This window comes from Candidatus Jettenia sp. AMX1 (assembly GCF_030263775.1).
GTDB classification, from domain to species: Bacteria; Planctomycetota; Brocadiia; order Brocadiales; family Brocadiaceae; genus Jettenia; species Jettenia caeni.
Genome location: NZ_SZPP01000021.1, coordinates 51,625 through 77,167 on the forward strand (window position 1 = coordinate 51,625; position 25,543 = coordinate 77,167).

The 25,543-nt window shown below is 37.6% G+C and carries 22 protein-coding genes; 18 read left to right on the plus strand and 4 right to left on the minus strand.

Translation table 11 applies throughout. The annotated features are described in order from the left end of the window. The first annotated feature begins 1 nt into the window (after position 1). The 7 genes from atpG to FBQ94_RS08080 all read left to right on the plus strand — a co-directional run bounded on the left by atpG (position 2) and on the right by FBQ94_RS08080 (position 5,544). A complete protein-coding gene (gene atpG / locus FBQ94_RS08050; RefSeq protein WP_040543675.1) occupies positions 2 to 874 on the plus strand; it encodes an ATP synthase F1 subunit gamma in 873 nt (290 codons plus the stop codon). Between the two features lie 134 nt (positions 875 to 1,008). Continuing rightward, a complete protein-coding gene (gene atpD / locus FBQ94_RS08055; RefSeq protein ID WP_007221622.1) occupies positions 1,009 to 2,439 on the plus strand; it encodes a F0F1 ATP synthase subunit beta in 1,431 nt (476 codons plus the stop codon). A 2-nt stretch (positions 2,440 to 2,441) separates the two neighbouring features. Beyond that, positions 2,442 to 2,846, plus strand: coding sequence for an ATP synthase F1 subunit epsilon (gene atpC, locus FBQ94_RS08060; RefSeq protein ID WP_007221623.1), 405 nt, complete (start codon positions 2,442 to 2,444; stop codon positions 2,844 to 2,846). Between the two features lie 44 nt (positions 2,847 to 2,890). After that, positions 2,891 to 3,922 (plus strand): dTDP-glucose 4,6-dehydratase, encoded by a 1,032-nt coding sequence (rfbB, locus tag FBQ94_RS08065; protein WP_007221624.1) that lies wholly within the window; start codon positions 2,891 to 2,893, stop codon positions 3,920 to 3,922. Between the two features lie 30 nt (positions 3,923 to 3,952). Continuing rightward, positions 3,953 to 4,405, plus strand: a complete 453-nt coding sequence (locus FBQ94_RS08070) for a hypothetical protein (RefSeq protein ID WP_007221625.1) — start codon at positions 3,953 to 3,955, stop codon at positions 4,403 to 4,405. A 414-nt stretch (positions 4,406 to 4,819) separates the two neighbouring features. Then, positions 4,820 to 5,041, plus strand: a complete 222-nt coding sequence (locus FBQ94_RS08075; protein ID WP_007221626.1) for a hypothetical protein — start codon at positions 4,820 to 4,822, stop codon at positions 5,039 to 5,041. 197 nt (positions 5,042 to 5,238) lie between these two features. Further along, entirely contained in the window at positions 5,239 to 5,544 is a 306-nt protein-coding gene (locus FBQ94_RS08080; protein ID WP_007221627.1) for a BON domain-containing protein, read from the plus strand. Between the two features lie 243 nt (positions 5,545 to 5,787). Here the strand turns inward: FBQ94_RS08080 and FBQ94_RS08085 are convergent, their stop codons facing one another. Further along, the gene (locus tag FBQ94_RS08085) at positions 5,788 to 7,845 is read right to left on the minus strand and encodes a hypothetical protein (protein WP_007221628.1); all 2,058 of its coding nucleotides are present in this window, start codon (positions 7,843 to 7,845) and stop codon (positions 5,788 to 5,790) included. A gap of 892 nt (positions 7,846 to 8,737) precedes the next feature. Between FBQ94_RS08085 and FBQ94_RS08090 the strand changes: the two genes are divergently transcribed. From FBQ94_RS08090 to FBQ94_RS08125, 8 genes are all read left to right on the plus strand, one after another. Continuing rightward, entirely contained in the window at positions 8,738 to 11,008 is a 2,271-nt protein-coding gene (locus FBQ94_RS08090; RefSeq protein ID WP_285442083.1) for a DUF6599 family protein, read from the plus strand. Between the two features lie 120 nt (positions 11,009 to 11,128). Beyond that, positions 11,129 to 11,395: a 30S ribosomal protein S15 gene (gene rpsO, locus FBQ94_RS08095; RefSeq protein WP_007221630.1), complete on the plus strand. Its 267-nt coding sequence runs from the start codon at positions 11,129 to 11,131 to the stop codon at positions 11,393 to 11,395. A 112-nt stretch (positions 11,396 to 11,507) separates the two neighbouring features. Then, a complete protein-coding gene (pnp, locus tag FBQ94_RS08100) occupies positions 11,508 to 13,619 on the plus strand; it encodes a polyribonucleotide nucleotidyltransferase (protein ID WP_007221631.1) in 2,112 nt (703 codons plus the stop codon). Positions 13,620 to 13,809: 190 nt separating this feature from the next. Continuing rightward, complete coding sequence (locus tag FBQ94_RS08105) at positions 13,810 to 14,016, plus strand: cold shock domain-containing protein (protein WP_007221632.1); 207 nt, start codon at positions 13,810 to 13,812, stop codon at positions 14,014 to 14,016. Positions 14,017 to 14,100: 84 nt separating this feature from the next. After that, entirely contained in the window at positions 14,101 to 14,892 is a 792-nt protein-coding gene (locus FBQ94_RS08110) for a two-component system sensor histidine kinase NtrB (protein WP_285442084.1), read from the plus strand. Between the two features lie 12 nt (positions 14,893 to 14,904). After that, a complete protein-coding gene (locus tag FBQ94_RS08115) occupies positions 14,905 to 16,263 on the plus strand; it encodes a sigma-54-dependent transcriptional regulator (RefSeq protein ID WP_007221634.1) in 1,359 nt (452 codons plus the stop codon). 78 nt (positions 16,264 to 16,341) lie between these two features. Then, positions 16,342 to 16,719: a hypothetical protein gene (locus FBQ94_RS08120; protein ID WP_285442085.1), complete on the plus strand. Its 378-nt coding sequence runs from the start codon at positions 16,342 to 16,344 to the stop codon at positions 16,717 to 16,719. A 97-nt stretch (positions 16,720 to 16,816) separates the two neighbouring features. Beyond that, positions 16,817 to 17,338, plus strand: coding sequence for a peroxiredoxin (locus FBQ94_RS08125; protein WP_007221636.1), 522 nt, complete (start codon positions 16,817 to 16,819; stop codon positions 17,336 to 17,338). Positions 17,339 to 17,478: 140 nt separating this feature from the next. Here the strand turns inward: FBQ94_RS08125 and FBQ94_RS08130 are convergent, their stop codons facing one another. Next, entirely contained in the window at positions 17,479 to 18,645 is a 1,167-nt protein-coding gene (locus tag FBQ94_RS08130; RefSeq protein ID WP_007221637.1) for a tetratricopeptide repeat protein, read from the minus strand. Between the two features lie 34 nt (positions 18,646 to 18,679). Beyond that, positions 18,680 to 19,699 (minus strand): hypothetical protein, encoded by a 1,020-nt coding sequence (locus FBQ94_RS08135; RefSeq protein WP_007221638.1) that lies wholly within the window; start codon positions 19,697 to 19,699, stop codon positions 18,680 to 18,682. Positions 19,700 to 19,982: 283 nt separating this feature from the next. Here FBQ94_RS08135 and amrB point away from each other — a divergent pair, with 283 nt between their 5' ends. Together amrB and fdhF are read left to right on the plus strand one after the other, a co-directional pair. Further along, a complete protein-coding gene (gene amrB / locus FBQ94_RS08140; protein WP_007221639.1) occupies positions 19,983 to 20,786 on the plus strand; it encodes an AmmeMemoRadiSam system protein B in 804 nt (267 codons plus the stop codon). Between the two features lie 25 nt (positions 20,787 to 20,811). Next, the gene (gene fdhF / locus FBQ94_RS08145) at positions 20,812 to 23,508 is read left to right on the plus strand and encodes a formate dehydrogenase subunit alpha (RefSeq protein WP_083849289.1); all 2,697 of its coding nucleotides are present in this window, start codon (positions 20,812 to 20,814) and stop codon (positions 23,506 to 23,508) included. Positions 23,509 to 23,766: 258 nt separating this feature from the next. Here the strand turns inward: fdhF and FBQ94_RS08150 are convergent, their stop codons facing one another. Further along, positions 23,767 to 24,549, minus strand: a complete 783-nt coding sequence (locus FBQ94_RS08150; protein ID WP_007221642.1) for an alpha/beta hydrolase — start codon at positions 24,547 to 24,549, stop codon at positions 23,767 to 23,769. A 574-nt stretch (positions 24,550 to 25,123) separates the two neighbouring features. Between FBQ94_RS08150 and FBQ94_RS08155 the strand changes: the two genes are divergently transcribed. After that, a complete protein-coding gene (locus tag FBQ94_RS08155) occupies positions 25,124 to 25,396 on the plus strand; it encodes a hypothetical protein (protein ID WP_007221643.1) in 273 nt (90 codons plus the stop codon). Positions 25,397 to 25,543 lie beyond the last annotated feature (147 nt).

The window sequence follows — 25,543 nt, forward strand, 5'->3', positions numbered from 1 at the left end:
AATGCTGAGTACTCGAGAAATTAAACAACGTATCAGGAGTATTTCAAGTATCAAGCAGATTACGCGCGCCATGGAAATGGTTGCTGCGAGCCGGCTAAAAAAGGTTGAGTCCAGGGTTGTAGCATCAAGAGCTTATACCGAACGAATGCATATGGTCTTGAACCATCTGGTTTCCACATTAGAAAAAGCCCATCCGTGGTTTGCAGAAAAAGGGCAGGAAGTTTCCGTTATAAAAGCTATTTTGATTACAGGGGATAAGGGGCTTTGCGGAGCTTATAATAACAACATCATACAAAAAGTAGTTCGGTTTATGAAGGCTCAATCTGATAAAAAAGTTAGATTGATCCTCATCGGAAAGAAAGGATATCAGTATTTTTCTAAAGGAATCTATGCTCCTGCTATTGAAGAATACATTCCTGAAAGTGTGGAGAAGCTCGGATATAGCCGGGTGCAGGCGATAGCTGCTCAGCTAATTAATGGGTACGATAGGAATGCGTTTGGAGAGTTGCATATATTTTATACGAAATTTCATACCGTTATGCAATCTTTCCCCACGAGTATGCGATTGTTGCCCATAGAAAAAGATATTTTTGAATCGAAAGAAAAGTCAGGTGGTGAATATATTTTTGAGCCATCGGCAGAACAGATAATTAATCATCTTTTCCCGAAATTTATTGAAACTCGATTGTATCAGTGTATTTTAGAATCCTTAACGTCTGAATATGCTGCAAGGCGAGTGGCCATGATAGCCGCTACTGAGAATGCCGGTGAAATGATTGAAGAATTAACCAGTACTTACAATAAAGCTCGGCAAGAGGCAATAACGAAGGAATTGTTAGAGGTTGTTTCGGGCGCCGAAGCGCTCGTAAGGTGAAATTTTACCTATTGAGTAAAAATAAAAAAGTAACATATATAAGGTATATAAAAATATTTAGAAATGTTGAAATGCTAACATAAGACTATGAGGAGCATTCAAATTCTAAAAAATAAATTAGCAATGGGTTAAAAATGAAGGAAGGAGCAAGACTTTTGGCTGGAAAAAATAATAAAGGAACGATTGTACAAGTCATTGGACCAGTTATTGATGTGCGTTTTTCTCCGGGTAATCTTCCACCTATAAAAAACGCCGTTACTATAAAAGATGCAAAAAGAAATATTTCTGTTGTTGCTGAAATTGCACAGCATTTAGGAAATGATACGGTCCGGTGTATTGCAATGTCATCAACAGATGGACTTATCAGAGGTATGGATGCTATCGATACAGGGGCGCCAATTACCGTACCCGTTGGAAAAGAGGTGCTTGGTAGAGTTTTTAATCTTTTAGGCGATCCAATCGATAAGCTGGGAGAGGTAAAGGTTACAAACCGTTTTCCTATTCATCGTCCTTCACCATCATTTGAAGAGAGAGAAACTGTTACTACGGTATTAGAAACGGGTTTAAAAGTTATTGACCTTCTTGCTCCTTTTGCTCGTGGTGGAAAAATTGGAATGTTTGGAGGCGCGGGAGTAGGAAAAACCGTATTGATTATGGAACTTATTAGAAGTATTGCTACTGAACACGGTGGTTATTCTGCATTTGCAGGCGTTGGCGAGAGAACTCGTGAGGGGAATGATCTATGGCTTGAAATGAAGGAGTCAGGGGTTATCGATAAGACGGTACTAGTCTTTGGCCAGATGAACGAGCCTCCCGGCGCCAGATTGAGAGTTGCTTTAACGGGTTTGACTATGGCAGAGTATTTTAGAGATGCAGAAGGGCAAGACGTACTCTTATTTATCGATAACATCTTTCGGTTTGTACAGGCCGGTTCTGAAGTATCAGCGCTTCTGGGCCGTATGCCTTCTGCTGTAGGTTATCAGCCTACATTGGCTACAGAAATGGGAGACCTCCAGGAGCGGATTACTACAACGAAGAAGGGTTCAATTACTTCCTTGCAGGCGGTTTACGTTCCCGCTGATGACTTTACAGATCCTGCACCGGTAACAACCTTTCCACACTTAGATGCTACAATCTCCTTGTCCCGTCAGATTGCAGAGTTAGGTATCTATCCCGCAGTAGATCCTCTGAGATCAACCTCCAGAATACTTGATCCAAGAATTGTAAGTCAGGAACATTACGAAGTTGCCAGAGAAGTGCAAAGGATATTGCAGCGATATAAAGAACTCCAGGACTTTATAGCTATTTTAGGTATGGAAGAACTCTCAGAAGAGGATAAAATATTGGTAGGTAGGGCCAGAAGGTTACAACGGTTCTTATCGCAACCATTTTTTGTTGCTGAGCAGTTTACCGGTACGAAAGGTAAGTATGTACCATTGAAGGAGACCATTAAAGCGTTTAAAGAGGTAGTTGAGGGTAAGCATGATAGCTTACCTGAGCAGGCTTTCTATATGGTAGGTGGCATTGAAGAAGTAATAGAAAAGGCGAAGCAAATGGGTGGATAAACATGGCTAAAACATTTAAATTTGAGATTGTTACACCTGAAAAAGTTGTTTATAGCAATCCTGTTCAAGGCATTACTGCAGTTGGAACTGAGGGTGCTTTGGGTATACTTGCAGATCATGCTCCTCTGATTACGGAACTTCAGACGAGCATCTTGGTAGTTACTGATGCAAATAATAACTCGATACGTTTTGCTCTTGATGGCGGTTTTTTGGAAGTTATGGCTAACAATGTTATTGTGCTGACTGATTCATGTGTTATGGAAGATGAAGTTGATATCGAAAAAATGCGCGCCGAAAAGGAATCTGCAGAAAAAGCTTTAGCTATGGGGGGAACCACTGAAGTTAAAGAAAAAGCGCAGGCTGCTTTAAAAAGAGCTAACGTATGGCTTAGTTTGGCAAACAAATGAAATCTTTTTATCTCCCATTAATTTAATCAGAGTTGGGAGGATATATGTCTATACTTATTACGGGTGGTGCAGGGTTTATTGGAAGCCATTTTGTCCGCCGTATGGTTAATCAAGATAAGCAAGTAGTAGTGCTTGATAAGTTAACCTATGCGGGCAATCTTGAAAATCTAAAGGATATTACAGAAGATTCAAAAAAGTCTAAACAATGTAAATTTTACAAAGGGGATATTTGTAATCAAGAGCTAGTAGAACATATTGTATCCGCGGAAGGAGTTGATGTAATCGTCAACTTTGCTGCTGAAACACATGTCGACCGAAGCATATTGAGTGCAAGTACCTTCATTGACACAGATATGAAGGGTGTTTTTATCCTTTTAGAGGCAGCAAGGCATCATAAGGTCAAAAAATTTATTCAGATATCTACAGACGAAGTGTATGGGACAGCCCATCATGGCGCCTTCAGGGAGACAGATGCCTTAAACCCCAGTAACCCTTATTCTGCGAGTAAGGCGGGTGGAGACAGGCTTGCTTATTCATATTGGATAACCTACAGGTTACCTATCATTATAACAAGAGCCTCCAATAACTATGGTCCATATCAGTATCCTGAAAAATTCATACCTCTCTTTATCACGAATGCGTTAGAAGACAGGAAGCTTCCGTTATATGGTGATGGAAAACAAGTAAGGGATTGGATTCATGTTGAAGACCATTGTGCCAGCATTGATTTTCTCATGATGCATGGGAAAGACGGTGAAGTATACAATATCGGCGGAGGTAATGAGTGGTCCAATATCGATACAGCGAACCTTATCCTGAAAGAGCTTAAGAAAGATAAAACTTTGATAGAACATGTGAAGGATAGAGAAGGACATGATAGACGCTATGCTTTAGATTGTACTAAACTTGCATCTTTAGGCTGTAAACCAAAAATAAAATTTGAAAATGGCCTTAAAGATACGATACAATGGTACAAAAATAATCAGGGATGGTGGAATCGGATAAAGAACGGTGAATTTATGGAATATTATAACAGGCAGTATAATCATCGTTTCAGAAATTCGCCAATGTGTTAGATGCCTATTGTGTGAAGAAAGAGGTATGTTATGTTAGATTCGATGAGTTTTTCCGATGCAAGGTTGATTATAAATATACAGAAAAAAGCTGAAGAGCTAATAGCGGCTGTACTTAATTTTAAGAAAAAATATAGATCGTTTTTGATGAATTGTGCTGTTATCTATATGTCATTAAAGATTGGGATCATTCTCATAGCCACTTTTTCAGTAATGGCTTTATTAATAAGCCATATGACCCAGCATCTGGCTGTAGAGATGTCGAAACCTAAGGTGCTCCTTTTGGTATCGCCATTAACGCTGATAATCATGTTAAAACTATACTTTATATTTAAGATACTGATAACCTATGATAGATCCAGACTAATAATTAAATCTGCTATCAATGGAGTATTATGTAAGAGTAAACAAGGTGTGCGGCGGATTGAAAGGACGCTTCAAGTCGGTTTATTGCCGCTCTCATTGGAAAAGGCTGAAAATCATTAAATGAACTTGAGTACTTCTGATTGATACCGTCGTCCTTTCGATGGATTAAAACTTAATGTAAAAACTCTATTAGATAAAATCTTGAGCAAATGAAGATACAAAATAGATAGTTTTCAACGCTATAAAAGTTATTATAAGAATAAAAAAGGCCTTACTGTAAAAATATTCACTACAGAATATCTTTGCAGTAAGGTCTTTTTGTTGTAAAAATCATAAAAAAGTTTTACGTATAATTTATATTGGTATGATATTTGATTGTTTATTGAATAAACATGGATTAATTTTTTAACAAAATAGAGCTTTGCAGTGAGGCTTTTTGTTTTATCTATAGATGATAAGGCAGTATAACAGATAAGTTTTTAGCGGTATTAAAAATTGAGAAGTTATAAATACAACTAAGGGGAGGTAGAAAGGATGAGAACATACATTATTATCGGGGTTATACTTATTATTTTGGGAATTGTATCTTTTGTGTATGAGGGCATTACTTTTAAAACCAAAGAAAAGGTGTTAGAAGTTGGTCCTATCGAAGCAACGGCTGAAAAGACCAAAAGAATTCCCTTGCCTCCAATTGTTGGTGGATTAGCATTAGCAGGGGGAATTGCGTTGTTGGTCATAGGAGCAAAAAGATCATAAGAATAAGGGAAAGTTTTGGATAGAGTATTTTGTTTTATAATTCTGATTGTTAAACCATTGTCGGAAATAATACTCTTGTAAAATAGATATTCAAACTATCATTTCTTGCTGTTAAATATGTTTGTAAAGGAATTTGTTATAGGTGATGGTAAAGTGTCAATTAGTCAAGGTTAACATTTGAGAAGAGGGAGGAAGTTATGAAAAGTTTGGCAAGGTATATGATTGTTTTTGTATTTGTTGCTGCAATGATAGGTTGTGCTGGTAGTAAGAACCAAAGGAGCACCGGGGAATATATCGATGATGCAACTATTACTACAAAAATAAAGTCTGCTTTTGCCTCTGATCCGGTCGTTGATGCTTTAGACATTAAGGTGAAGACTTTTAGAGGAAATGTACAGCTTAGCGGATTTGCAGATACATCTGAGCAGGCGGTGAGGGCAGAAGAAATTGCAGAAGGTGTTGAAGGCGTCGAATCAGTCGAAAATGATATTATTGTAAAATAGATTCAGATGTGTGATCGTTTTTCCAGCATTGTTGTGTATTTGCAAACAAAAGTATTTCATGTCTTATTATTCCTATGTATTGCTACTATTGGTTATTATGCTACCTTACGTAAGCGGTTTTGGTTAAAAAATAGGGAGTGCATTTAAAATCACTCCCTATTCCTATGCTGATCATGCTTCGGTTTTACTCTATTTCTCTGTTCTCTTCCATGAGTTTACCCATAGTATTTTTCTTTTACAATCTTATAGACTAGGTGTATTCGTGATATACTTGAGGTCACCGTTCGTATAATCATAATAGCTAATGTGTACCTTGCCTGATTTAAGAGCAATGGAGGTGTGCCCGCCTACATCGCCAAGAAAGTCTAGTGGCCATGTTGCCCATGAGCCTGAACTATTGGTAGCAAATTTGAGGTTACCCTTTGAACTATCGTAATAACTGATACGTACCTTACTTTGTACGCCAGATATAATGGAAGTGTACCTGCCTACAGATCCATTACTGTCCACAGTATTTTTTATCCATGAGCCTGAGACGTTTGTGGCATATTTGAGGTCATCATTCGTGTCGTCATAGTAACTGATATGTACTTTACCCTCTGTATCCAGTGCCAGAGATGTATATTGGCCTACAATTCCATTGCTGTCCACTGTAGTTACTATCCACTGGTTGGATTCACTCGTGGCATACTTAAGGTCATGGTTCGTATCATCATAATAGCTGATATGTACATCACCTGCTGCGCCAAGCGCCAGCGAGGTATATTTACCAACAATTCCATCACTATCAACAGCAGTTGCTATCCATGCATCCGGTATATTGGTGGCATATTTAAGATTATCATTGGTATCGTCGTAATAACTGATATGTACCTTACCCGCTGTATCAAGTGCCAAAGAACAATATTTGCCTACATCTCCATAGCTATCCACAGTGGTTGTTACCCATGTGCCTAATGTATTCGTGGCATACTTAAGATTATTGTTCGTGTCATCATAGTAGCTGATGTGTACTTTGCCTGCTGTATCAAGTGCTAAGGAGCTGTATTCACCTACATCTCCATTACTATCTATCGTGGCTGTTTCCCACAGGCCTGAGGCATTGGTGGCATACTTAAGGTTATTATGGAGAGAGTCATAATAACTGATGTGTATCTTATTTGATTTATCAACAGCTATGGAGCTATACGTGCCTACAACTTCACTCTTGTCCAAATTAACTTTTACCCATGAGTCAGATGCATTTGTAGTGTATTTGAGATACCTACTAGAGTAATTGTAATAACATATATGTGCTTTGTTCAAGGTATCAAGTGCAATGGAGGTATATTGTCCTAAAATACCATTTGTATCTACAGGCGTTATTACCCATGCACCGGAAGCGTTAGTGGCGTACTTCAGGTCACCCATAAATATTGAATAATAGCTGATATGTACCTTGCCTGATGTATCAATTGCTATTGAAGTATATTGACCTACATCTTTGTTACTATCCACAGTATATTGTACCCATGAGTTTGTTATATTAGTGACATATTTGAGGTCGCCATTCGTAAGGTCATAGTAGCTGATATGTACCTTGTCTGATGTGTCAATTGCTATTGAAGTATATCGGCCTACGTCTTCTGAGCTATCTACTGTATTTGCTATCCATGTACCAGAGGCATTTGTAATATATTTAAGATTAGAATTGGTACTATCAAAATAGCTGATGTGCACCTTATCTGATGTGTCGAGTGCAATGGAGGTATACAAACCAATTGCATTTTCACCATCATCTATATTTTCTTTTATCCATTTACCAGAGACATTGCTAATATATTTAAGATTACCATTTGTAGCATCATAGTAACTGATGTGCACCTTGTTTGATTTGTCTACTGCTATGGATGTATAGGAGCCTATATCTCCAATAGTATCCAATCTCCTCATTATCCAACTGCCTGATCTATTTGTGGCATATTTAAGATCTTTATTATTCCAATCATAATAGCTGATATGCGCCTTATTCGATGTGTCAAGGGCTATAGAGGCATAGTAACCGATTCCAGGTGATGAGTCTACAATCTCGTATTGCCATTCGCTGCCGTCATAATATGTATAATAAAGATGGTCTCCTCCATAAACAATGTGGGGATTGTTGCTGGTATCAATTGCTATTGCCCTTGAGTAATTATTAGAGAAATATACTGGATCATCTACTTCCTGTTTAGACCAAGCGCCTGCTGAAATATTTACAAAAGCAAAATTAATCAAGACAAAGATTAAAAAGAGACCTGATAAGAGTTTGCTATGAATCATATCTACTCCCTTTCCCATGATATATGATAATATTCTAAAAATTAACAGTTAAGCAGCCAATAAACGGGCATAAAATTTTTATTACACCTCCTTCCTAATAAATTTATATTCAAGTGAAATAGATGTATTCTTTTAATCAAGGTCTTATAAAATGGATATATTTTTAACCTATTGAAGAATTGATATAGAAAAGTATATGCCAATAGTTGTATGAAAAATGTAGAGATGAGATTTTTTGATAGCAAAATTCACATAAGTCTTTGGATAGTAAAAAGGTATGTGAAAATGTTATTTTGCGGTATATAATCTAATTGGATAATAGATAGCTGAGGTATGAAAATAATGAAGAAAAGCTACAGTGCAAGCTATTATGCAAAGGAAAATGTTTTAAAGAATTATTTTATTAATGTTTAGATTCAATAAGTTTAGTTACAGAAAAAAAACGGGATATGAAGTATCAATATACTGAAATATGAGACTGTGACATGTTACACTTCTGTATCATGTTACATTTCTGTGACATGATACACTTCTTTGATCTCCTTGTGATATTTGCATATTATTTAGGAAGTCTATCACTACTACGTGCTGTTTCTGTTCAAAGAAAGATTTTAGATGGAAGATCCTTATGTATTGAATCGTTATGGAAAAATCATAAATTATTACTATAATTAATGAGAAAAATTATTTAAGATATATTTTATAACTTTCTTATACTATGCAGGACAAATACACCAAAGCTGATAAGCCTTATTATATACGTAAGGTTGTACAATATCTCACCTTTTCTGCTTTTATTTATCTCCTTCTTTTCTTAGATCCCCTTACGGAAAAAGATTTTTCGGTGAATATATTCCTCCGTATGAGCCCTCTTTCTGCTCTGGGGTCGATGATGGCAGCAAAAACATTTATCTTGAAGTATTGGCCTGCTATCATTGTGTTGTTTTTCAGTGTCCCGTTTGGCCGTTTCTTTTGTGCATGGATTTGTCCACTCGGGACGACAATAGATATTACGGACTATCTTTTTAGTAGCTTTAGAAAGAAATCCCAGAAAAATATCTACGATGGCCGTAAGATAAAGTATTATCTTCTTGCCTTTCTTTTGATAAGCCTTCTGTTTAGTTATCAGTGTATTGGTTGGTTTGACCCACTTTCCATCGCAACTAACGTATATACAGTAAGTATTCATCCCTACAGTATTCAGATTATTGATTATTTTTTTAGTTACTTTGGTGACATTCCCTTTATCGGACATTTTTTTGCCCTAATTCATAAATTCTTCCAGAACATTCTTTTTGCTTATCATGCCCCTTTCTTTAGAGCGCACGGAATTCTTTTCTTTATATTTGTTTTGCTCATCACTTTTGGTATGGTGTTTAGGCGATTCTGGTGCAGAAATATATGTCCTATGGGTGCTATCTTTGCACTCGTTTCAGATTGGTCATTATTCAAAAGGACTGTTTCATCCTCATGCACAAGCTGCGGTCTCTGCGTTGAAAACTGTGGTATGGGTGCTATAGGAAGCGATGGGAAGAGTACTAAGGAAGGTGAGTGTATACTGTGTATGACATGTCAAAAGGTGTGTCCGGAGAATAGCGTTACTTTTAGAAGGAAACAATCCATAGAGCACAGGTCTACCGTAGACCTCTCGAAGAGGGTATTTCTTCTAACGGGTTTAACCAGTGCAGCGGTTGCTCCTCTGATAAAATTGAATTACATAAAAAATACCAATAAGGGAAATATTTCTCTTATTCGTCCGCCAGGTGCTGTAGATGAAAAAGAATTTCTTGCCCTTTGCATACGCTGTGGTGAGTGTATGAAGGTTTGCAAGACCAACGGGTTACATCCTGCTGTCTTAGAGGCTGGTATTGAGAGTTTGTGGACACCGAGGCTTATTCCCAGAATTGGCTATTGCGACTATGGTTGTGTACTGTGTACCCGTGTCTGTCCATCGGGCGCGATTAAGCGCTTGTCCCTGGAAGAAAAACGTGAGATTGTTTTAGGTAAGGCGCGAATAGATCATAACCGATGTATTCCATGGGTAGGATATGTCCGGCTTCCTGAATTGGAGAAAGAGTGGCAGGATTTCAATTGTGGTGTATGCGAGGAGGTGTGTCCTGTGCCTACAAAGGCTATTCATTTTAATACCTACGTAGATGCGCAACATCGGGAAATTCGCAGGCCTTTTGTACGGGAGGATATTTGTATTGGTTGTGGCTTTTGTGAGAAAGTTTGTCCCGTATTAGGAATTCCAGCCATAGTTGTAGAAGGGATACAACCTCAGACAAAAATAATACATCACCTAAAAAGTTCTTCTGCAAATAATTTTCTTACGGAAACTATTGGAGAATGGAAAAGGGTTTCTGTTCCTGTTACTTATGAGGGAAAAGAGAAACTCTACGAATATATTGATGGAGGTGCAGAGCCTTATTTATCGTATTCTTTTCTAAGAGTTTCTCAAGCAGAATATATAGGTGAGGCAAATAAAAAGATCCTTATTGATATTTGGGAGTTTGGCAGTCCAGAAGATGCTTTTGGGGCCTTTAGTAAAGACCGTGCTGGCAGAGATATACAGATAGGTAATGGAAGTGCATTATTTGATAATTATCTCTATCTTTGGAACGACATATACTTTATAAGAATCGAACCAAGGGAAGGAAATGTTTTACCTGAAGAGGTTACTTATTTGGGTAGATCCGTTATCAATACAATGCCATATAAAAAGGTATCGTTGCCAACGATACTTGATTATTTTCCTCAGCAATATCTTATCAGCGAAAGTCTGAAGTTTTTTCATAAAAAGATCATCCTTGATAATCTCTATATTTCCGATAATTTTATCGAGGAGAATATATTTCATTTAAGCGAAAAAACTGATGCCGCTCTTGCAGAATATAAATCGAGCATACATGAAGGAGCTTTGAAACTTATGATCATACAATATTCAGATGATGATACGGCAAGAATGGCCTTTGATGATGTGATAAAATTATGGCAAGTTTGGAGTGAAAGGGAATTTACATCGGGAATACTGCATACTTTTGAAGATACATCAAAGTACTCTTCTTGTTTATTAAAAAGAAATATCCTTTGTATGACATTTCTTTCCCCGAACAAGAATGATGCGGAACTATTGTTGAAACTTGTATCCGAAAAACTATAGATTTTTGTTGCAAAGAATAGTTAATCTTTGCTATAGTAATAAAAAAAATGTGTTAATAGATTTATCAAGTGAATATTAATAGGTCTTTGAAGAATTTTATTTTTTAAGGAATTAGTATAAATGATAAGTAAAGAAGTAAAACAGAGGCTCATTACAGACCTCAAGACTCATGAAAATGATACCGGTTCTCCTGAGGTGCAGGTAGCATTGTTAACAGAGCGAATTAATCATTTAAGTGATCACCTGAAGGAACACAAAAAAGACCATACCTCTCGGAGGGGTTTGTTAAAAATGGTTGGGCGTAGGTCAGCATTACTTAAATATTTATCAAACAGAGATAACGAAAGATACAAAAGACTCATCGGTAGGCTCGGCATTCGTAAATAAATCAATTTTTAGGAGACCCTATAGACTTATCTAAAATGTATAAAAAATTAAAATATTCATTTCTTTTGCTGGTCAAAGGCAAAATAAAGTAAAATAAAGCTGGAGGTGAAAAATGCCGTATTGTAAAGTAGAACGATTGATCGGCAAAAGAATACTTAGTATAGAAACAGGTAAAATTGCAAAGCAAGCAGACGGTGCTGCATTAATTCGATATGGAGACACGATAGTCTTAACTACAGTTGTCGCGGCAGGAGAGAATGAAGACGCCGACTTTTTTCCTCTTATTGTTGATTATAGAGAAAAGACATATGCAGCTGGAAAATTTCCAGGTGGTTTTTTTAAGAGAGAGGGAAAACCTACCAACAAGGAAGTATTAACCATGCGGTTAATAGATCGACCCATCAGGCCGCTCTTCCCAGAAACATACCTCAATGAAGTACAGATTATGTCCATGGTTCTTTCTGCAGATAAAGAAAACGATCCAGACATTTTTGCTATGATAGGTGCGTCTGCAGCTTTATCTATTTCAAGCATTCCATTTCACGGACCTACAGGATCCGTAAGAGTGGGTCTAGTGGATGGAGAGTTTGTTATTAATCCCACCCATTCTGAGCTGCTAATGAGCAGTATTGACCTCGTAGTCTCAGGAACAGAGGAGGCTGTTACGATGGTTGAATCATCCAGTAAGGAGGTTCCTGAGGAACAGATGGTGGATGCTATCATGTTTGGGCATACATTTATTAAAGAAATTGTGCAGCTTCAAAAAGAATTATTAAGCAAGTGTAGAAAAGAAAAACAACCCATCCCGCCTTTAAAAATAAATATGGCTCTTTTAGAAGAAATTAAAGGGAAGTATTACACCAGAATATTAGAAAAGAATCAAACACCAGGAAAACAGGAGCGAAAGCTTGCTTTAAACGAGATATTAAATCAAATTATACATGAGTATTGTACCGATAGAGAAGACGCTCCTACAAAAAGAGAAATTAAGGCAATTTTTGAGAGAATAGAAACAGTTGTAGTTCGTGATCAAATCATAAGAGAAAACAAGAGGCCTGATGGACGAGGAGTAAAAGATATTCGTCCTATTACTTGTGAAATAGGGATATTACCAAGAACCCATGGTTCTGCTTTATTTACCAGAGGCGAGACCCAGGCTCTTGTTGTAACCACTCTCGGTACGCCTACGGATGAACAAAAAGTAGACACGCTCGAGGATGAATATTCGAAAAAATTTATGTTGGATTATAATTTCCCTCCTTTCTGTGTAGGTGAGGTAAAACCATTACGTGGGCCAGGCAGGCGTGAAATCGGGCATGGAGCATTAGCTGAACGTGCTTTAGAGGCGGTGCTGCCCCCGCCAAATAAGTTTCCCTATACCGTTCGGGTAGTTTCTGATATCACAGAGTCTAATGGTTCATCCTCAATGGCTACTGTATGTGGAGGGACCCTTTCTATGATGGATGCCGGTATTCCTATAATTGCACCGGTTGCTGGTATTGCTATGGGTTTGGTTAAAGAGGGGGATGATGTTCGTATCCTATCTGATATTTTAGGGACGGAAGACCATTTGGGTGATATGGACTTTAAAGTTGCAGGGACGGAAAAAGGTGTTACTGCACTGCAAATGGATATAAAAATCTCTGGAATTACCCAAGAAGTTATGCAAAGCGCTTTAGCACAGGCAAAAGAAGGGCGACTTTTTATAATTAAGGAGCTTATAAAGGTTATTGAAAAACCAAGGGCAGATATCTCAGTATATGCACCGAAACTCGTTCATATCAAAATTAATCCTGAAAAAATTGGTATGGTGATTGGTCCTGGAGGTAAAAATATTAAAAAGATACAAGAGGAAACCAGTGCAAAAATAGAGATCGAAGATGACGGTACCGTTATTATTTCCGCAGCCCTTACTGAATCAGCACAAAAAGCCAAGACATGGATTGAACGTATGACGGAAGAAGTCCAGGTTGGTAAAGTTTATACGGGAAAGGTTCTTTCGTTAAAAGAGTATGGAGCTTTTGTGGAAATTATCCCAGGGCATGATGGACTTGTGCATATTTCTGAGTTATCTGATAGTTATGTAGAGAAAGTCGAAGATGTTGTGCAGGTAGGCCAGGAGATTATGATAAAAGTAATTGGAATAGATGATCAGAAGAGAGTTAAATTGAGCAGAAAGGCTGCCCTCAAAGAAAAAGGTCAACCGGAACCCTCAAACGTGTAAGATTTTCCTAGTTAAGGAATGTTTCAGTAGAATTAAGTCGACTATGCAGGTGAATAAAGATTTAATTTTACCCATTATTAAATATCTTTTGATCTTATTAGGAGGATATAAGAGCGTAAAGGATAAAGAGAAGTGGATGCGATGTTTTAACTGTTTTAAGATGTATTTATTCAATTAGGAGAGCAATATAATGGCAATAGGTAAAGTTAAATGGTTTGATGCGAAAAAGGGTTTTGGTTTTATTGAACAAGAGGGTGGTGGAGATGTTTTCGTTCACTATTCAAATATTACCGGTGACGGATTTAAAACATTGGAAGATGGCGAAAAAGTAGAGTTTGATATTGTCGAAGGGGCAAAAGGTTTACAAGCCCAAAAAGTAACTCGTATCGCTTCCTAAAAATAATATATAAAAAGAACATACCTGAGCCAGGAAGAAAGCAAACAAATTTTTTTCCTGGCTCATTCTTTTGATTGAGAAAATGTGATTCAATACTTAATTGGTGCAGCAGTATCTTTTATTATTCTTATTCCAGTCGCTCTTCTTTATATACAAAGGGTTATTGATAAAACCAGAGAATTCGAGAAAAGGGCAACGGATTCAGAAAGATTGGCTTTTGTTGGCACGTTAGCGGGAGGACTTGCCCATGAGATTAAAAACCCCTTAAGTACGCTCAATATTAACTTGCAACTTATGAAGGAAGATATACAAAGTATTATAGGAGAAAAGAGTGAAAGGGCATACCTAAAGATACAAATCTTACAAAAAGAGATACAACGCTTAGAGGAAATATTAAATGATTTTCTCAGATTTGCAAAAGGACAAAAACTAGAACTGGAGAGCCACGATATTAATGAAGTTTTGGATGAGGTTATTGATTTTGTTACACCGGGGCTAAAACAGAAAAAAATATTACTGCTAAAAAGCTACGATGCATATCTTCCCAAATGTCGTATAGATAATAATCTTATAAAACAGGCGATTTTAAATGTTATCATTAATGCAGAACAGGCGATGGAAAATGGTGGAAACCTTATGATTGGTACATCCAAAGGTAAAAAATATATACAAATAGATATAACAGATACAGGCTCAGGTATTTCCAAAGGTATTCTTGATAAAATATTCCAAGTTTATTTTTCTACGAAAAAAACAGGTACCGGACTTGGACTTTCAACAACAAAGCGTATTATCGAAGAGCATGGAGGAACTATCTCAGTTCAAAGTGAAGAGGGTAAAGGAACCAATTTCTCTATACGATTACCAATACCTTAGAGTTATTAAGTGATGATAAATCATATCAATATCCTTGTTATTGATGATAAAGAAGAGCATGCAAATGCTACGGCCGAAGCGCTCCAGAAAGTGGGATATAAATGCCGTATTGCTACAAGTGGCGGAGAAGGATTAAAAATTATAGAAGCCGGGTATGTGGATATTGTAATTACGGATTTAATTATGCACGATATTGATGGCCTGCAAATACTCAAGGCAACAAAAGAGAAATTACCGGAAGCTGAAGTTATTCTGATTACCGGTTATGGAACAGTTGAAACCGCTGTAGATGCTATGCAGAAAGGGGCGGCTACATATCTTTTGAAGCCCATCAATATTAATCATTTGCGTGCAGAAGTTGCCAAGCTCATTGAAAAACAAGGGCTTGTAAGGAGTAATACAGAACTTCACAAACAACTTGATGAAAAGTTTGGATTATCAGGTATTATTGGCAATAGTTCAAAAATGCAAAAGGTGTTAAATACCGTTAAGCAAATTTCCGGAACAACAGCTACCGTATTAATAACTGGTGAAAGCGGTACCGGTAAAGAGCTTATTGCAAAAACCATTCATAACAATAGTCCAAGGAAAAATAATTTACTTGTTATCTTAAATTCTGCGGCTATTCCGGAAAATCTCCTTGAGAGCGAACTCTTTGGACATGAGAAAGGTGCTTTTACGGGAGCCTTGTATCAGCGGAAGGGAAAATTCGAGCATGCGCATCGCGGCACATTATTTTTAGATGAGGTTGGTGATATGCCTCTCTCCACACAGGTCAAACTGTTGCGGGTAATTGAAGATGGTATAATTACCCGCATTGGCAGCAACGAATCTCTTGAGGTGGATGTTCGTTTGATTGCGGCTACAAATCAGGATCTTGAAAAACTTATTAAAGAGGGAAAATTCAGAGAAGATCTTTACTTTAGATTGAATGTTGTCTCTATCAAATTACCGCCTCTCAGAGAGAGGGTTGAGGATATTCCACTCCTTATCGATGCGTTTCTCCGTGAATTTTCTCAGATACACGATAAAAAGATCTTGTGCATTTCTCCTGATGCAAGAAAAATTCTCTATAAATATTCGTGGCCTGGAAATATACGGGAACTAAAAAATTGTATTGAAAGCATGGTTGTTGTAAGCACGAGAGACGTGTTAGATATAGAAACCATCCCGGATCATATATTACAGCGTAGCGATAAAGAGGCTACTTCGCTTAATTTTGTAGCAGGCATGACCGTAGAAGAAGCCGAAAGAGAGCTTATTAAAAATACCTTAGCCTCAGTAGGTGGAAATAGAGAAGAAGCATCGAAATTGCTGGGAATTGGTGAACGTACTCTTTATAGAAAGTTAGGTCGGTACGGTCTTAAATGAAAGATTATGCATTATGCTTGGAGCAGTATAGCGCCAGTATTTTGTGCGGATGAATCAAATCAGAGAATTCCAATACGTATGCTAGAAATTAAATTATGCGCTAATTGTAAAAGAAGCTTATCCAAAAATGACATCGATTCAGGACATATCGAGTATCAGGAAAGTGGGAAATTGCTTTGTAAAGAGTGTTTTGCTATGAAAACAAGAAGAGAGAAGGGATATGAGGAAAAAGATTTTATCATGGAGTCTCTATTAAATGAATTAAAAAATATTAATAGAGTCTTAACGTATGAGCCTGTTTCGTGGCTAAATATTCTGGCAGCCGTTATTCAGTGTTTTGTCTTCGGTTCTCTCATTTTTGCTTACCTTAATCGCAATGGGGATGTCCATGCGTATCTGTTGCTTGCCCTTGTCTTTCAAGTAATGGCATTAACTTTTTTTGTAATAAAAAAATAGAGGAAATTACTTGACTATAGATATCTTATGATTATAATGTGTAACTATAATTAATTAACAATAATTACATATTAAATTATTGAAAGGAGGCATAATAATGAGTGTAAGAATTGGGCAAAATGCGCCTGAATTTACCTTGCAAGGTGTTATCGGAGATAAGTTTTGTGATGTAGGTTTGGATGAATATAAAGGGAAGTGGGTTGTTCTTTTCTTTTATCCACTAGATTTTACCTTTATATGTCCTACAGAAATTACTGAATTCTCAAAACGTGATAGTGAGTTTAAAGCACTTAATGCACAAGTTCTAGGGGTAAGCGTTGACAGTGTATATTCTCACAAGGCATGGTTGAAAGACCTAGGAAACCTTAGTTATCCATTACTGAGTGATATTACAAAAGATATTTCCCGGAAGTATGGTGTCCTTCTTGAAGATAAAGGTATTGCCTTGCGGGGTACTTTTATTATTGATCCGGAGGGGAAACTAAGGTATCAATTAATTCACGATTTAGGTATTGGAAGAAGTGTTGAAGAAATACTCAGGGTCTTAAGAGCATTACAAACAGGAGAGCTTTGCCCGGTTGAATGGAAGCCTGGTAAAAAGACATTGGGTAAAGCATAGATATAATCTTAAATAACGAAGGTATTCTTAGCTTAGCAGCAAACACAATAAACTTCTCCTTGCAATGGGCGAGGAGAAGTTTATTTTTATATTGGTAGAATATGAATAGCGAGCAATTGCGCTATACGGAATTCTGTCATTTACTTACTCGCTTTCTTTAATCTCTCATATTGGGCAAAAGATTTTTTTGCCTCTTCTTTCAATCCTTTTTTCTCATAAAGAGTTCCAATGATGTTATGAATATCAATAGTAGTCGGATCGACCTCCAGTACTTTAGAATATTCATAAATAGCATTATCTAAGGCGCCTTTCTGTTCGTAGATACGTGCAAGCGCAAGGTGTAGGGTTGCATATTTTGGATTAACTTCAACGGCATGTTTTAAAATCATAATCGCATTATCCGACATGCCCTTCTCATTATATGCAATCCCGAGACAGATATATGCCTTGAGATTATTCCTGTTTAAGGATATAGCATTTTCCCATTCTTCAATTGCTTCTTCATATTGTTTGTTATAATAAGAAACGAGACCCATCTCAAAATACGTATCGGGTTTAAGTTCAAGATTCATTTCTTCAATATTTTTTAACTTATCTCTAAGGGTAATTAATCTCTTTAATACATCGGCTGTTAAAGAGTTATTTTTAGTTTCTGGAAGGATGAGTGATGGAATAAAAGCCTTCTTTCTTTCTAGCAAGAGCATATCTTCCAATATCTCTTTTTCTTCTTTGATAAATACTAGAGATTTTTCAAGAGTGGTTTTAAGATTAAAGTTTTTATCTTCAAGAATAGAAGCTCTTTGTTCCAGGGTTGTGATTTTCTTTTCAAATTCTTCTGTTGATATGCCTCCTTTTACTGAAGGTTCTTCTTTCATCTGCTGTTCCAGCTCTTTTATCAGGTTTTTATGTTCTTCTCGGGAAATATAGTTGTTCTTGTAAGAGTTTAGTTTATTCTCGTAATCATTGACTTTATCGTTGTAAATTGATTTGAGGATGTACTCATTGGTTAGTTTCTCTTCGTAAGCGGCTACTGAGTTCTCATAAATCTTCTTTTGTTTATCACGTATGAATTTCAAAGTATTAATTAATTCATCTTTTTCGGTAATGAGCTTATTATAGTAAGGCTTTTCCTTTAAAAGCCAATAACTTAGGAGAACAACTACTGAGATGGTAAACACAATTCCTAGTATGAAGGAAATTTGCTTATCAGTTTTGATAAACGATCTTTTGGGTGTATAGGAAATCGTTTGCGCTAAATTTTTAAGGTATTCAAAGTATTTGAGTAAATCTTTATATGTAAATTTCATACGTATTTAAAATTAGATTTATTTGACTATATTATTACTGGTTATGTGTCTTTTTTATGATAAGTTTATCAGCTTCTTCTTGACTCATCGGAGTAATTTCCAGGGTCTTTGCAGGGAGGTCTTTCTTTGCCTGTTTTACAGAAACCTTTACTCCTGATAAGAATTGTGATTTTCCATACCGGGCAGTAAGGCGTGCTGCTATCTGAATTTTTTCATCGGTGATCTCTCCGCGTACGAGGGCAAGAGGACCGGGCATATCAATTAAATTTAACAGGAGATCCGATTCCTGTGAAAGCGAATCGATTCTCGTATTGTCTTCATCATTTCTGCCAACAATGATTTTTGTTTTTGAATCAAGCCTAAAGTGTCTCCCGACCTTTAACAAGTTAACATCATTAACCGTGGTATCGCAGGTATCGATAGAATCTCTTATACGATGGGCAAATTCCGGGTCGGTCAGCAGGCATCCACCTGCCGAACAGGGATAATCTTTTATTTGAAATACATCTGCAAGCTGTATTTGATCTTTTCTCGAACGGCCCCGAATTTGGAGCAACTGTCCCCTATCCACAATGCCTAATTTTTCAGGTATGGTAGGTTCCATGTGCTTGGCACACAAAGGCCTTAAGACAAGGCCCGTAAGGTTTGCCTCTTTATCGATAAGCCTCATGGCGTCTTTTCGTTGTGACATCGGTCTTTGCCCTAGTACTTCACCCGTAATAATGAAATCAGCGCCGATCTCTCGCATATATTCTCCCGCAATGCGAAAGATATTAATCCGGCAATCTATGCAGGGGTTCATATTCTTCCCATATCCGTATTTGGGTTTTTTTACTAATTCCAGAAATCGTTCGGTAGTATTGATAACCTTAATTGGTATTCCAAACTTTTCTGAAACCTTCACTGCCTCAAGCTTGCAGCTACCATGAGATGTACAACGACAAAATACAGTCACAAAATTCAGGGCGATTACCTCTATCCCTTGTTTCTGAATGACACGGATTGCAAGGGTACTATCTAAGCCTCCTGATAATAATGCTAAAGCCTTCGCCAAATCATTGCTCCTTACTATAAACACTGTCTCGGTTAATAATCCTTAAAACTATACATAAAAACTGAAGTTTAGCATATACCATATTGGAATGCAAGTAGCACATTATTTTTATGATTTATCTTGTTATGTATGATCCATCTTATGGTTCGGCGTTTAACCTAATTCTGGTACTTTTCAGATAGTCTCTAAAAGAAGTTTGACTGGGTAACTTTACCATGATAAACTATAAGTACTTTTATGAATAGCTTATAGCCCAATGTTTAGGATGAAATCGGGAAGGGTTATGATAAGAGAACCAGCAGTGGCAGGAAGTTTTTATAGCGGAGATGCGATTCAGTTAAAGAGAGATATTGAAGATTTTTCAATTAAGGGTTGTGAGAAGCAACCTGTTTTAGGTATTATTTCTCCACATGCTGGATATATATACTCAGGACGCGTTGCAGGAAATCTTTATTCAAGAATTGAAATACCAAATACGGTAGTTATATTAGCGCCAAACCATACAGGTTATGGTGTACCATATTCCGTTTGGCCTGATGGATCATGGAATACACCACTTGGAAATGTCAAGGTAGATGAGGAAGTGGTGGAAGAATTAGTGCAAGCCTCCGATCTTATTAAGAAAGACAAGGAGGCCCATTTTAGTGAGCATGCTGCCGAGGTGCAGATACCTTTTATTCAATACTTTAATCCTTCTGTTAAAATCGTTGTGATTGTTATATCTTCCGGGGACATAATAAATCTTAAAGATATTGGTAAGAACTTATCACGGGTATTACAGAAATTACGTCCTGATGCCCTTGTTGTAGCTTCTTCCGATATGACGCATTACGAATCACAAACATCCGCCAATAGAAAAGACAAGATTGCTATTCATGAGATATTGTCTCTTAACGAAAGTAACTTATACTATGAAGTATACAGTAAGCATATTACTATGTGCGGTATCTATCCTACAATTGCCATGCTCGTATGTTCTAAGGATAGAGGGGCTAAAAATGCAGAATTAGTGCGTTATGAAACCAGTGGTGATATTACCGGTGATTATAATCAAGTTGTAGGTTATGCAGGAATTATGATAAGTTAAATTAAGGAGAAAGATATTTATGGTAATGGTTCCAAAGATTAAATTAAATATTGATGGTAATACGATAGAAGTGGACAAAGGCAAAACAATTTTACAAGCAGCCAGTTCTGTCGGTATTCATATTCCAACCCTTTGCCACGATCCTCGTCTGGAGCCCTTTGCGGCATGCCGTGTTTGTATGGTGGAGATAGAAAGAAGTAAGTCGAATGCTCTTATTACTTCCTGCAATACTGAAGTTACCAATGGTATGGTTATTCGAACTGATTCTGAGAAGGTATTAAAAACACGACAAATGGTTTTGGAGTTAATTCTTTCGGATCATCCTAAGGATTGTATGACGTGTGGGAAATGTGGCGCCTGCAAATTACAAGATCTCGCTTATGAGTATGGTGTGAGAGAAAGCAAATTTTTTGAGGAACCAGACGGCGGTGTTGTAGAGGATAGTAATCCTGTCATTCAGCAGGATACGAGCAAATGTATCCTGTGTGGTCGCTGTGTCCGCATTTGCGCCGAAGTTCAGCAGGATTATGCTATTGATTTCAAGAATCGGGGGTTTAAAACGGAAACGGGACTACCATTTGGAATGTCTCGGCGTGATACAACCTGTGTGTTGTGCGGTCAGTGTGTGTCTACCTGCCCAGTTGGTTCATTAGTGGAGAAGCAAGCTGTAGGAATGGGACGGGAGTGGGAGTTTAAGCAGGTCAAAACCACCTGCGCCTATTGCGGTGTAGGTTGTACGATGTACTTAAATGTGAAAGAGAATAAGGTTGTTAAAGTAACTTCAAAGGTGGGGTCTATTCCTAATGACGGCAACCTATGTGTAAAAGGGCGATTCGGGTTTGACTTTGTCCATCATCCTGACCGATTGAAGCAGCCGCTTATAAAGAGGAATGGGAAATTTGAAGAAGCAACATGGGATGAAGCGCTGAACCTCGTTGCTTCTAAATTAGGTGAAATAAAGGCCAAATATGGACCAGATTATGTAGGAGTAATGAGTTCTTCGCGGTGCACTAATGAAGAGAATTATCTAGCAATGAAATTTGCGCGTGCTACGATTGGTACAAACAACGTAGATCAGTGTGCCCGGACTTGACACGCACCTTCCGTCGCCGGTCTGGCGATGTCATTCGGTAGTGGCTCAATGACCAATTCCATTAGCGAAATCAAGGATTGTAAACTCATTTTTCTAATTGGTGGCAACCCAACAGAGGCACATCCGATTGTGGGATTGGAGATGAAGAAGGCCCTAAGGAATGGATGTACCTTTATTGTAGCTGATCCACGCAGGATCTGGTTTGCTCAGCATGCCAAGTTGTATCTCCCGGTAAGACCGGGTACAGATAACTGGTTATTGAATGCAATGGCTCATGTCATCATTGCCGAAGGTCTTGAAAATAAAGAATTCATAAGCACTCGGACAGAAGGTTTTGAAGAGTTAAAAGCATTTGTGAAGGATATTACACCTGAACAGGCCTCGGGATTTACTGGTATTCCGGCAGAAGATATCCGTCAAGCTGCCAGATTATACGCTAAGTCAGAAAAATCAGCCATATATTATACCCTGGGAATTACTGAACATACCTGTGGTACCGATAATGTGAGAACTATTGCAAATCTTGCTTTATTGACAGGACATGTCGGAAAATCCAGTACAGGTGTTAATCCCATCCGTGGTCAGAATAACGTGCAGGGTGCTACAGATATGTGCATACCGAATAAAATGACCGGATATCAGGACGTTACAGATAATGCGGTTATGGAGAAATTTGAGAAGGCATGGGGTGTTACATTATCAAGAACTCCGGGGGCTACTGCGCCGACCATGTTTGAACGCATGGGTAAGAATCAATTTAAGGCCCTGTATGTAATCGGAGAAGACCCGGTTATCAGTGAACCTAATCAGGATTCCACTATCAAAGCGCTAAAAAATCTTGAGTTTCTTGTTGTACAGGATATTTTTATGTCAGAAACTGCTAAATATGCAGATGTTATCCTGCCAGCTACTAGTTTTGCCGAAAAGGATGGTACTTTTACTAATACGGAACGCCGTGTCCAGCGTGTCCGGAAGGCCATCAATCCTGTAGGGAATACGAAACCCGACTGGCAAATTACCTCCGAATTGTCTACGCGTATGGGATACAGCATGAATTATCCTTCACCAAAGGAAATTTTTGCTGAAATTGCAAGCCTTACACCCATACTCGCAGGCATTAGTTATGAAAGAATCGAGCAAAATGGCATTCAATGGCCATGTCCGGATGCAAAACATCCCGGTACTAAATTTTTACATGAAGGTAAATTTCCAAGGGGTCTTGGTAAATTTTTTGTATTGCCCTATCGTGCACCCGCCGAGAGTCCTGATAAAGAGTTTCCATTATTACTCTCAACAGGGCGTACTTTGTATCATTACAATGCAGGTACTATGACACGAAGGTCGGAAGGGATTATTCATAAAACAAATGAATGTTTTGTTGAAGTAAATCAGGCAGATGCAAAGGAATTGGGAATTTTTGACGGTGAAACGGTTAGAATTGCTACACGTCGTGGTGAGATTACTGCTCGTGCCGAGGTTTCTGAGAAGGTAAAGAAGGGTGTAATCTGGATGCCTATGCACTTTGTTGAGTCTGCTGTAAATAAGTTGACAAAAGATGCATATGATAATATTACCCAGACGGCGGAATACAAGGTTTGCGGGGCAAAAATTGAGAAACTAGGTGCATAAGTAAAAAATCAATTAAGATATTGGATCTACTTCGATCCCTTAATAAATAGCCATTGACATTTAAACTCTTTTTAAATTCAAAGAATTAATATATTCATACAACATGTAGGGGCGAACCTTGTGTTCGCCTCTTATGTTTATATACAGGAAATTCAAACAAACTATATAGTGGGGGCAAGGCGCGCCTTGCCCACTACATGTCGCTAAAGTCGCCGAAGACCTATTTTAAAGCGATTTTGCCAAGTACTATAATTATCACTAAGTTTTACTCAAGAAATTTTTTATAGCATTGAAGATAATGCTCTTTTCACCACCAGATAACATATAATGATGGCTCTGATTAAGCCATACTAACTGTTTATCGGCAGAGCCGAGATTCTTTAATACATATCTTGCACTTGCTGGCGCGGCAACACCGTCTTTTTGAGAATGAATGACCAGGGCAGATGATTTTATATCTTTTAGCCTCGGTTTAATAGTCTCGATAATCGTTAAGATGTCATCAACTGCTTGAAGAGAATAATACGTATCCACCGGATGATAGAGATAGCCGGAATATGTTTCCGATTCCATATAGCACTTTCTTCTCCATGTTCTAACCTTTTGGGTAAAATTCTTACATAGTTTAATTAAACTACTCATAGGTAGGTACTCTCGCACAAGAAATATCGGTATGCCCATAAGTACCATCTTCTTTATCGGATACTTTGCTGCTAATTGTAAAGTTAGCAATGCACCTAAAGAAAATCCGATAACTACAACTTCTTTGTATGTATCTGTTAATTTATGATACTCGGACTCAACTTTCTCGCTCCAGTTGTAATGTGATTCCGAAGAGAGACCTCCCATATTCATACAATGGCCGGGTAAAAGGATACCTCTGGCAGTATGGCCATCTTTGTACAGGTATTCTCCAAGCTCTCTCATCAAAATAGGACCGCTGCAAAGTCCATGTATGAGTAAACAAGCCGGCTTGCCATTTCTAAGGGTAAATTCAGCGCCGTATACAGATAAATCGTCGAGTATTAAATTTTGTACCATAATTTCCAGACCTTTTTACCTCTTTTGCTGTCTTCTGCTGATGTTTTATTCTATCAGCATTCACAGGGCTTTCAATGGAATTTAATTGTTGTTTGTATTTATCTTTCTTGGTATATTTCTATGATTAGGTACGACATGAAATTTTTAAGAGAGTAATAATTCTATAATTGAGAGACAGGGGGGCAGGGGGAGGATTTTGAGTTTCCTTAAACATACAGCATATCCTATCCACACCTCTCACAGAAGAAAAAATCATGATAAAAATAGTAGATACAAGAGTAGAGATAGTGAAATGTTGTATAGAATATAGTATGTACTAAAAACATACATACATGCTATATATTGTATAACTATGATAGGATTGCCAAGATTGCACACACACCAGGTGAAATAAAATACCTTGAATGGTGAAACTTTTATAGTAACATACAGAGAAAAGATGCTTGTAATGAGTCATAGTCATTGCGAGATGGTAATAAAGTGGGTGTTTTTATACACCTGCAATAGAGGCTAGCTACAGACGCTATGACCGTTTGTAGTTAGCCTTTTGTGTTTCACAGGGGGAAAAGAGATTATGAAGGGGATTATAAAGCACACCTTAAAGAAGGTAACGCTTGAGTTAGTCTACCAGGTAGTAGACGAAAGAACTACAGAACTTATCCAGAAGATTGATGAAGTTAAAAGGAAGCAAGAAGATGATTTCCGATATCTTGTCCAGAAAATAGATAACGAGATTGGAAGTGTAAGAAACGAAATAGGGCAGTTAAGAACTGAGATAGGAGCACTCAATCAGAGAATTGACACCATTATTCAAATGCTGATGACGCTAAGAACGGATCAGAAGTAACGTATTTCACGATTAAAGGCTAGCTTGACGAAGCGAAAAGCCATTTCCCTAGCGTGACTTTACTAAAGTAAAGCCGAAGCAAAGTCATAAGATATTGACATATAAGGAGAAGATGAGCAATTTGAGTGTATACACTGATATATAGAG

What these genes read in the sequence shown, in the direction of transcription:
- atpG (WP_040543675.1), top strand. Translation starts at nt 2, where the DNA reads ATGCTGAGTACTCGAGAAATTAAACAACGTATCAGGAGTATTTCAAGT.
- atpD (WP_007221622.1), top strand. Translation starts at nt 1,009, where the DNA reads ATGAAGGAAGGAGCAAGACTTTTGGCTGGAAAAAATAATAAAGGAACG.
- atpC (WP_007221623.1), top strand. Translation starts at nt 2,442, where the DNA reads ATGGCTAAAACATTTAAATTTGAGATTGTTACACCTGAAAAAGTTGTT.
- rfbB (WP_007221624.1), top strand. Translation starts at nt 2,891, where the DNA reads ATGTCTATACTTATTACGGGTGGTGCAGGGTTTATTGGAAGCCATTTT.
- FBQ94_RS08070 (WP_007221625.1), top strand. Translation starts at nt 3,953, where the DNA reads ATGTTAGATTCGATGAGTTTTTCCGATGCAAGGTTGATTATAAATATA.
- FBQ94_RS08075 (WP_007221626.1), top strand. Translation starts at nt 4,820, where the DNA reads ATGAGAACATACATTATTATCGGGGTTATACTTATTATTTTGGGAATT.
- FBQ94_RS08080 (WP_007221627.1), top strand. Translation starts at nt 5,239, where the DNA reads ATGAAAAGTTTGGCAAGGTATATGATTGTTTTTGTATTTGTTGCTGCA.
- FBQ94_RS08085 (WP_007221628.1), bottom strand. Translation starts at nt 7,845, where the DNA reads ATGATTCATAGCAAACTCTTATCAGGTCTCTTTTTAATCTTTGTCTTG.
- FBQ94_RS08090 (WP_285442083.1), top strand. Translation starts at nt 8,738, where the DNA reads ATGGCAGCAAAAACATTTATCTTGAAGTATTGGCCTGCTATCATTGTG.
- rpsO (WP_007221630.1), top strand. Translation starts at nt 11,129, where the DNA reads ATGATAAGTAAAGAAGTAAAACAGAGGCTCATTACAGACCTCAAGACT.
- pnp (WP_007221631.1), top strand. Translation starts at nt 11,508, where the DNA reads ATGCCGTATTGTAAAGTAGAACGATTGATCGGCAAAAGAATACTTAGT.
- FBQ94_RS08105 (WP_007221632.1), top strand. Translation starts at nt 13,810, where the DNA reads ATGGCAATAGGTAAAGTTAAATGGTTTGATGCGAAAAAGGGTTTTGGT.
- FBQ94_RS08115 (WP_007221634.1), top strand. Translation starts at nt 14,905, where the DNA reads ATGATAAATCATATCAATATCCTTGTTATTGATGATAAAGAAGAGCAT.
- FBQ94_RS08120 (WP_285442085.1), top strand. Translation starts at nt 16,342, where the DNA reads ATGCTAGAAATTAAATTATGCGCTAATTGTAAAAGAAGCTTATCCAAA.
- FBQ94_RS08125 (WP_007221636.1), top strand. Translation starts at nt 16,817, where the DNA reads ATGAGTGTAAGAATTGGGCAAAATGCGCCTGAATTTACCTTGCAAGGT.
- FBQ94_RS08130 (WP_007221637.1), bottom strand. Translation starts at nt 18,645, where the DNA reads ATGAAATTTACATATAAAGATTTACTCAAATACTTTGAATACCTTAAA.
- amrB (WP_007221639.1), top strand. Translation starts at nt 19,983, where the DNA reads ATGATAAGAGAACCAGCAGTGGCAGGAAGTTTTTATAGCGGAGATGCG.
- FBQ94_RS08150 (WP_007221642.1), bottom strand. Translation starts at nt 24,549, where the DNA reads ATGGTACAAAATTTAATACTCGACGATTTATCTGTATACGGCGCTGAA.
- FBQ94_RS08155 (WP_007221643.1), top strand. Translation starts at nt 25,124, where the DNA reads ATGAAGGGGATTATAAAGCACACCTTAAAGAAGGTAACGCTTGAGTTA.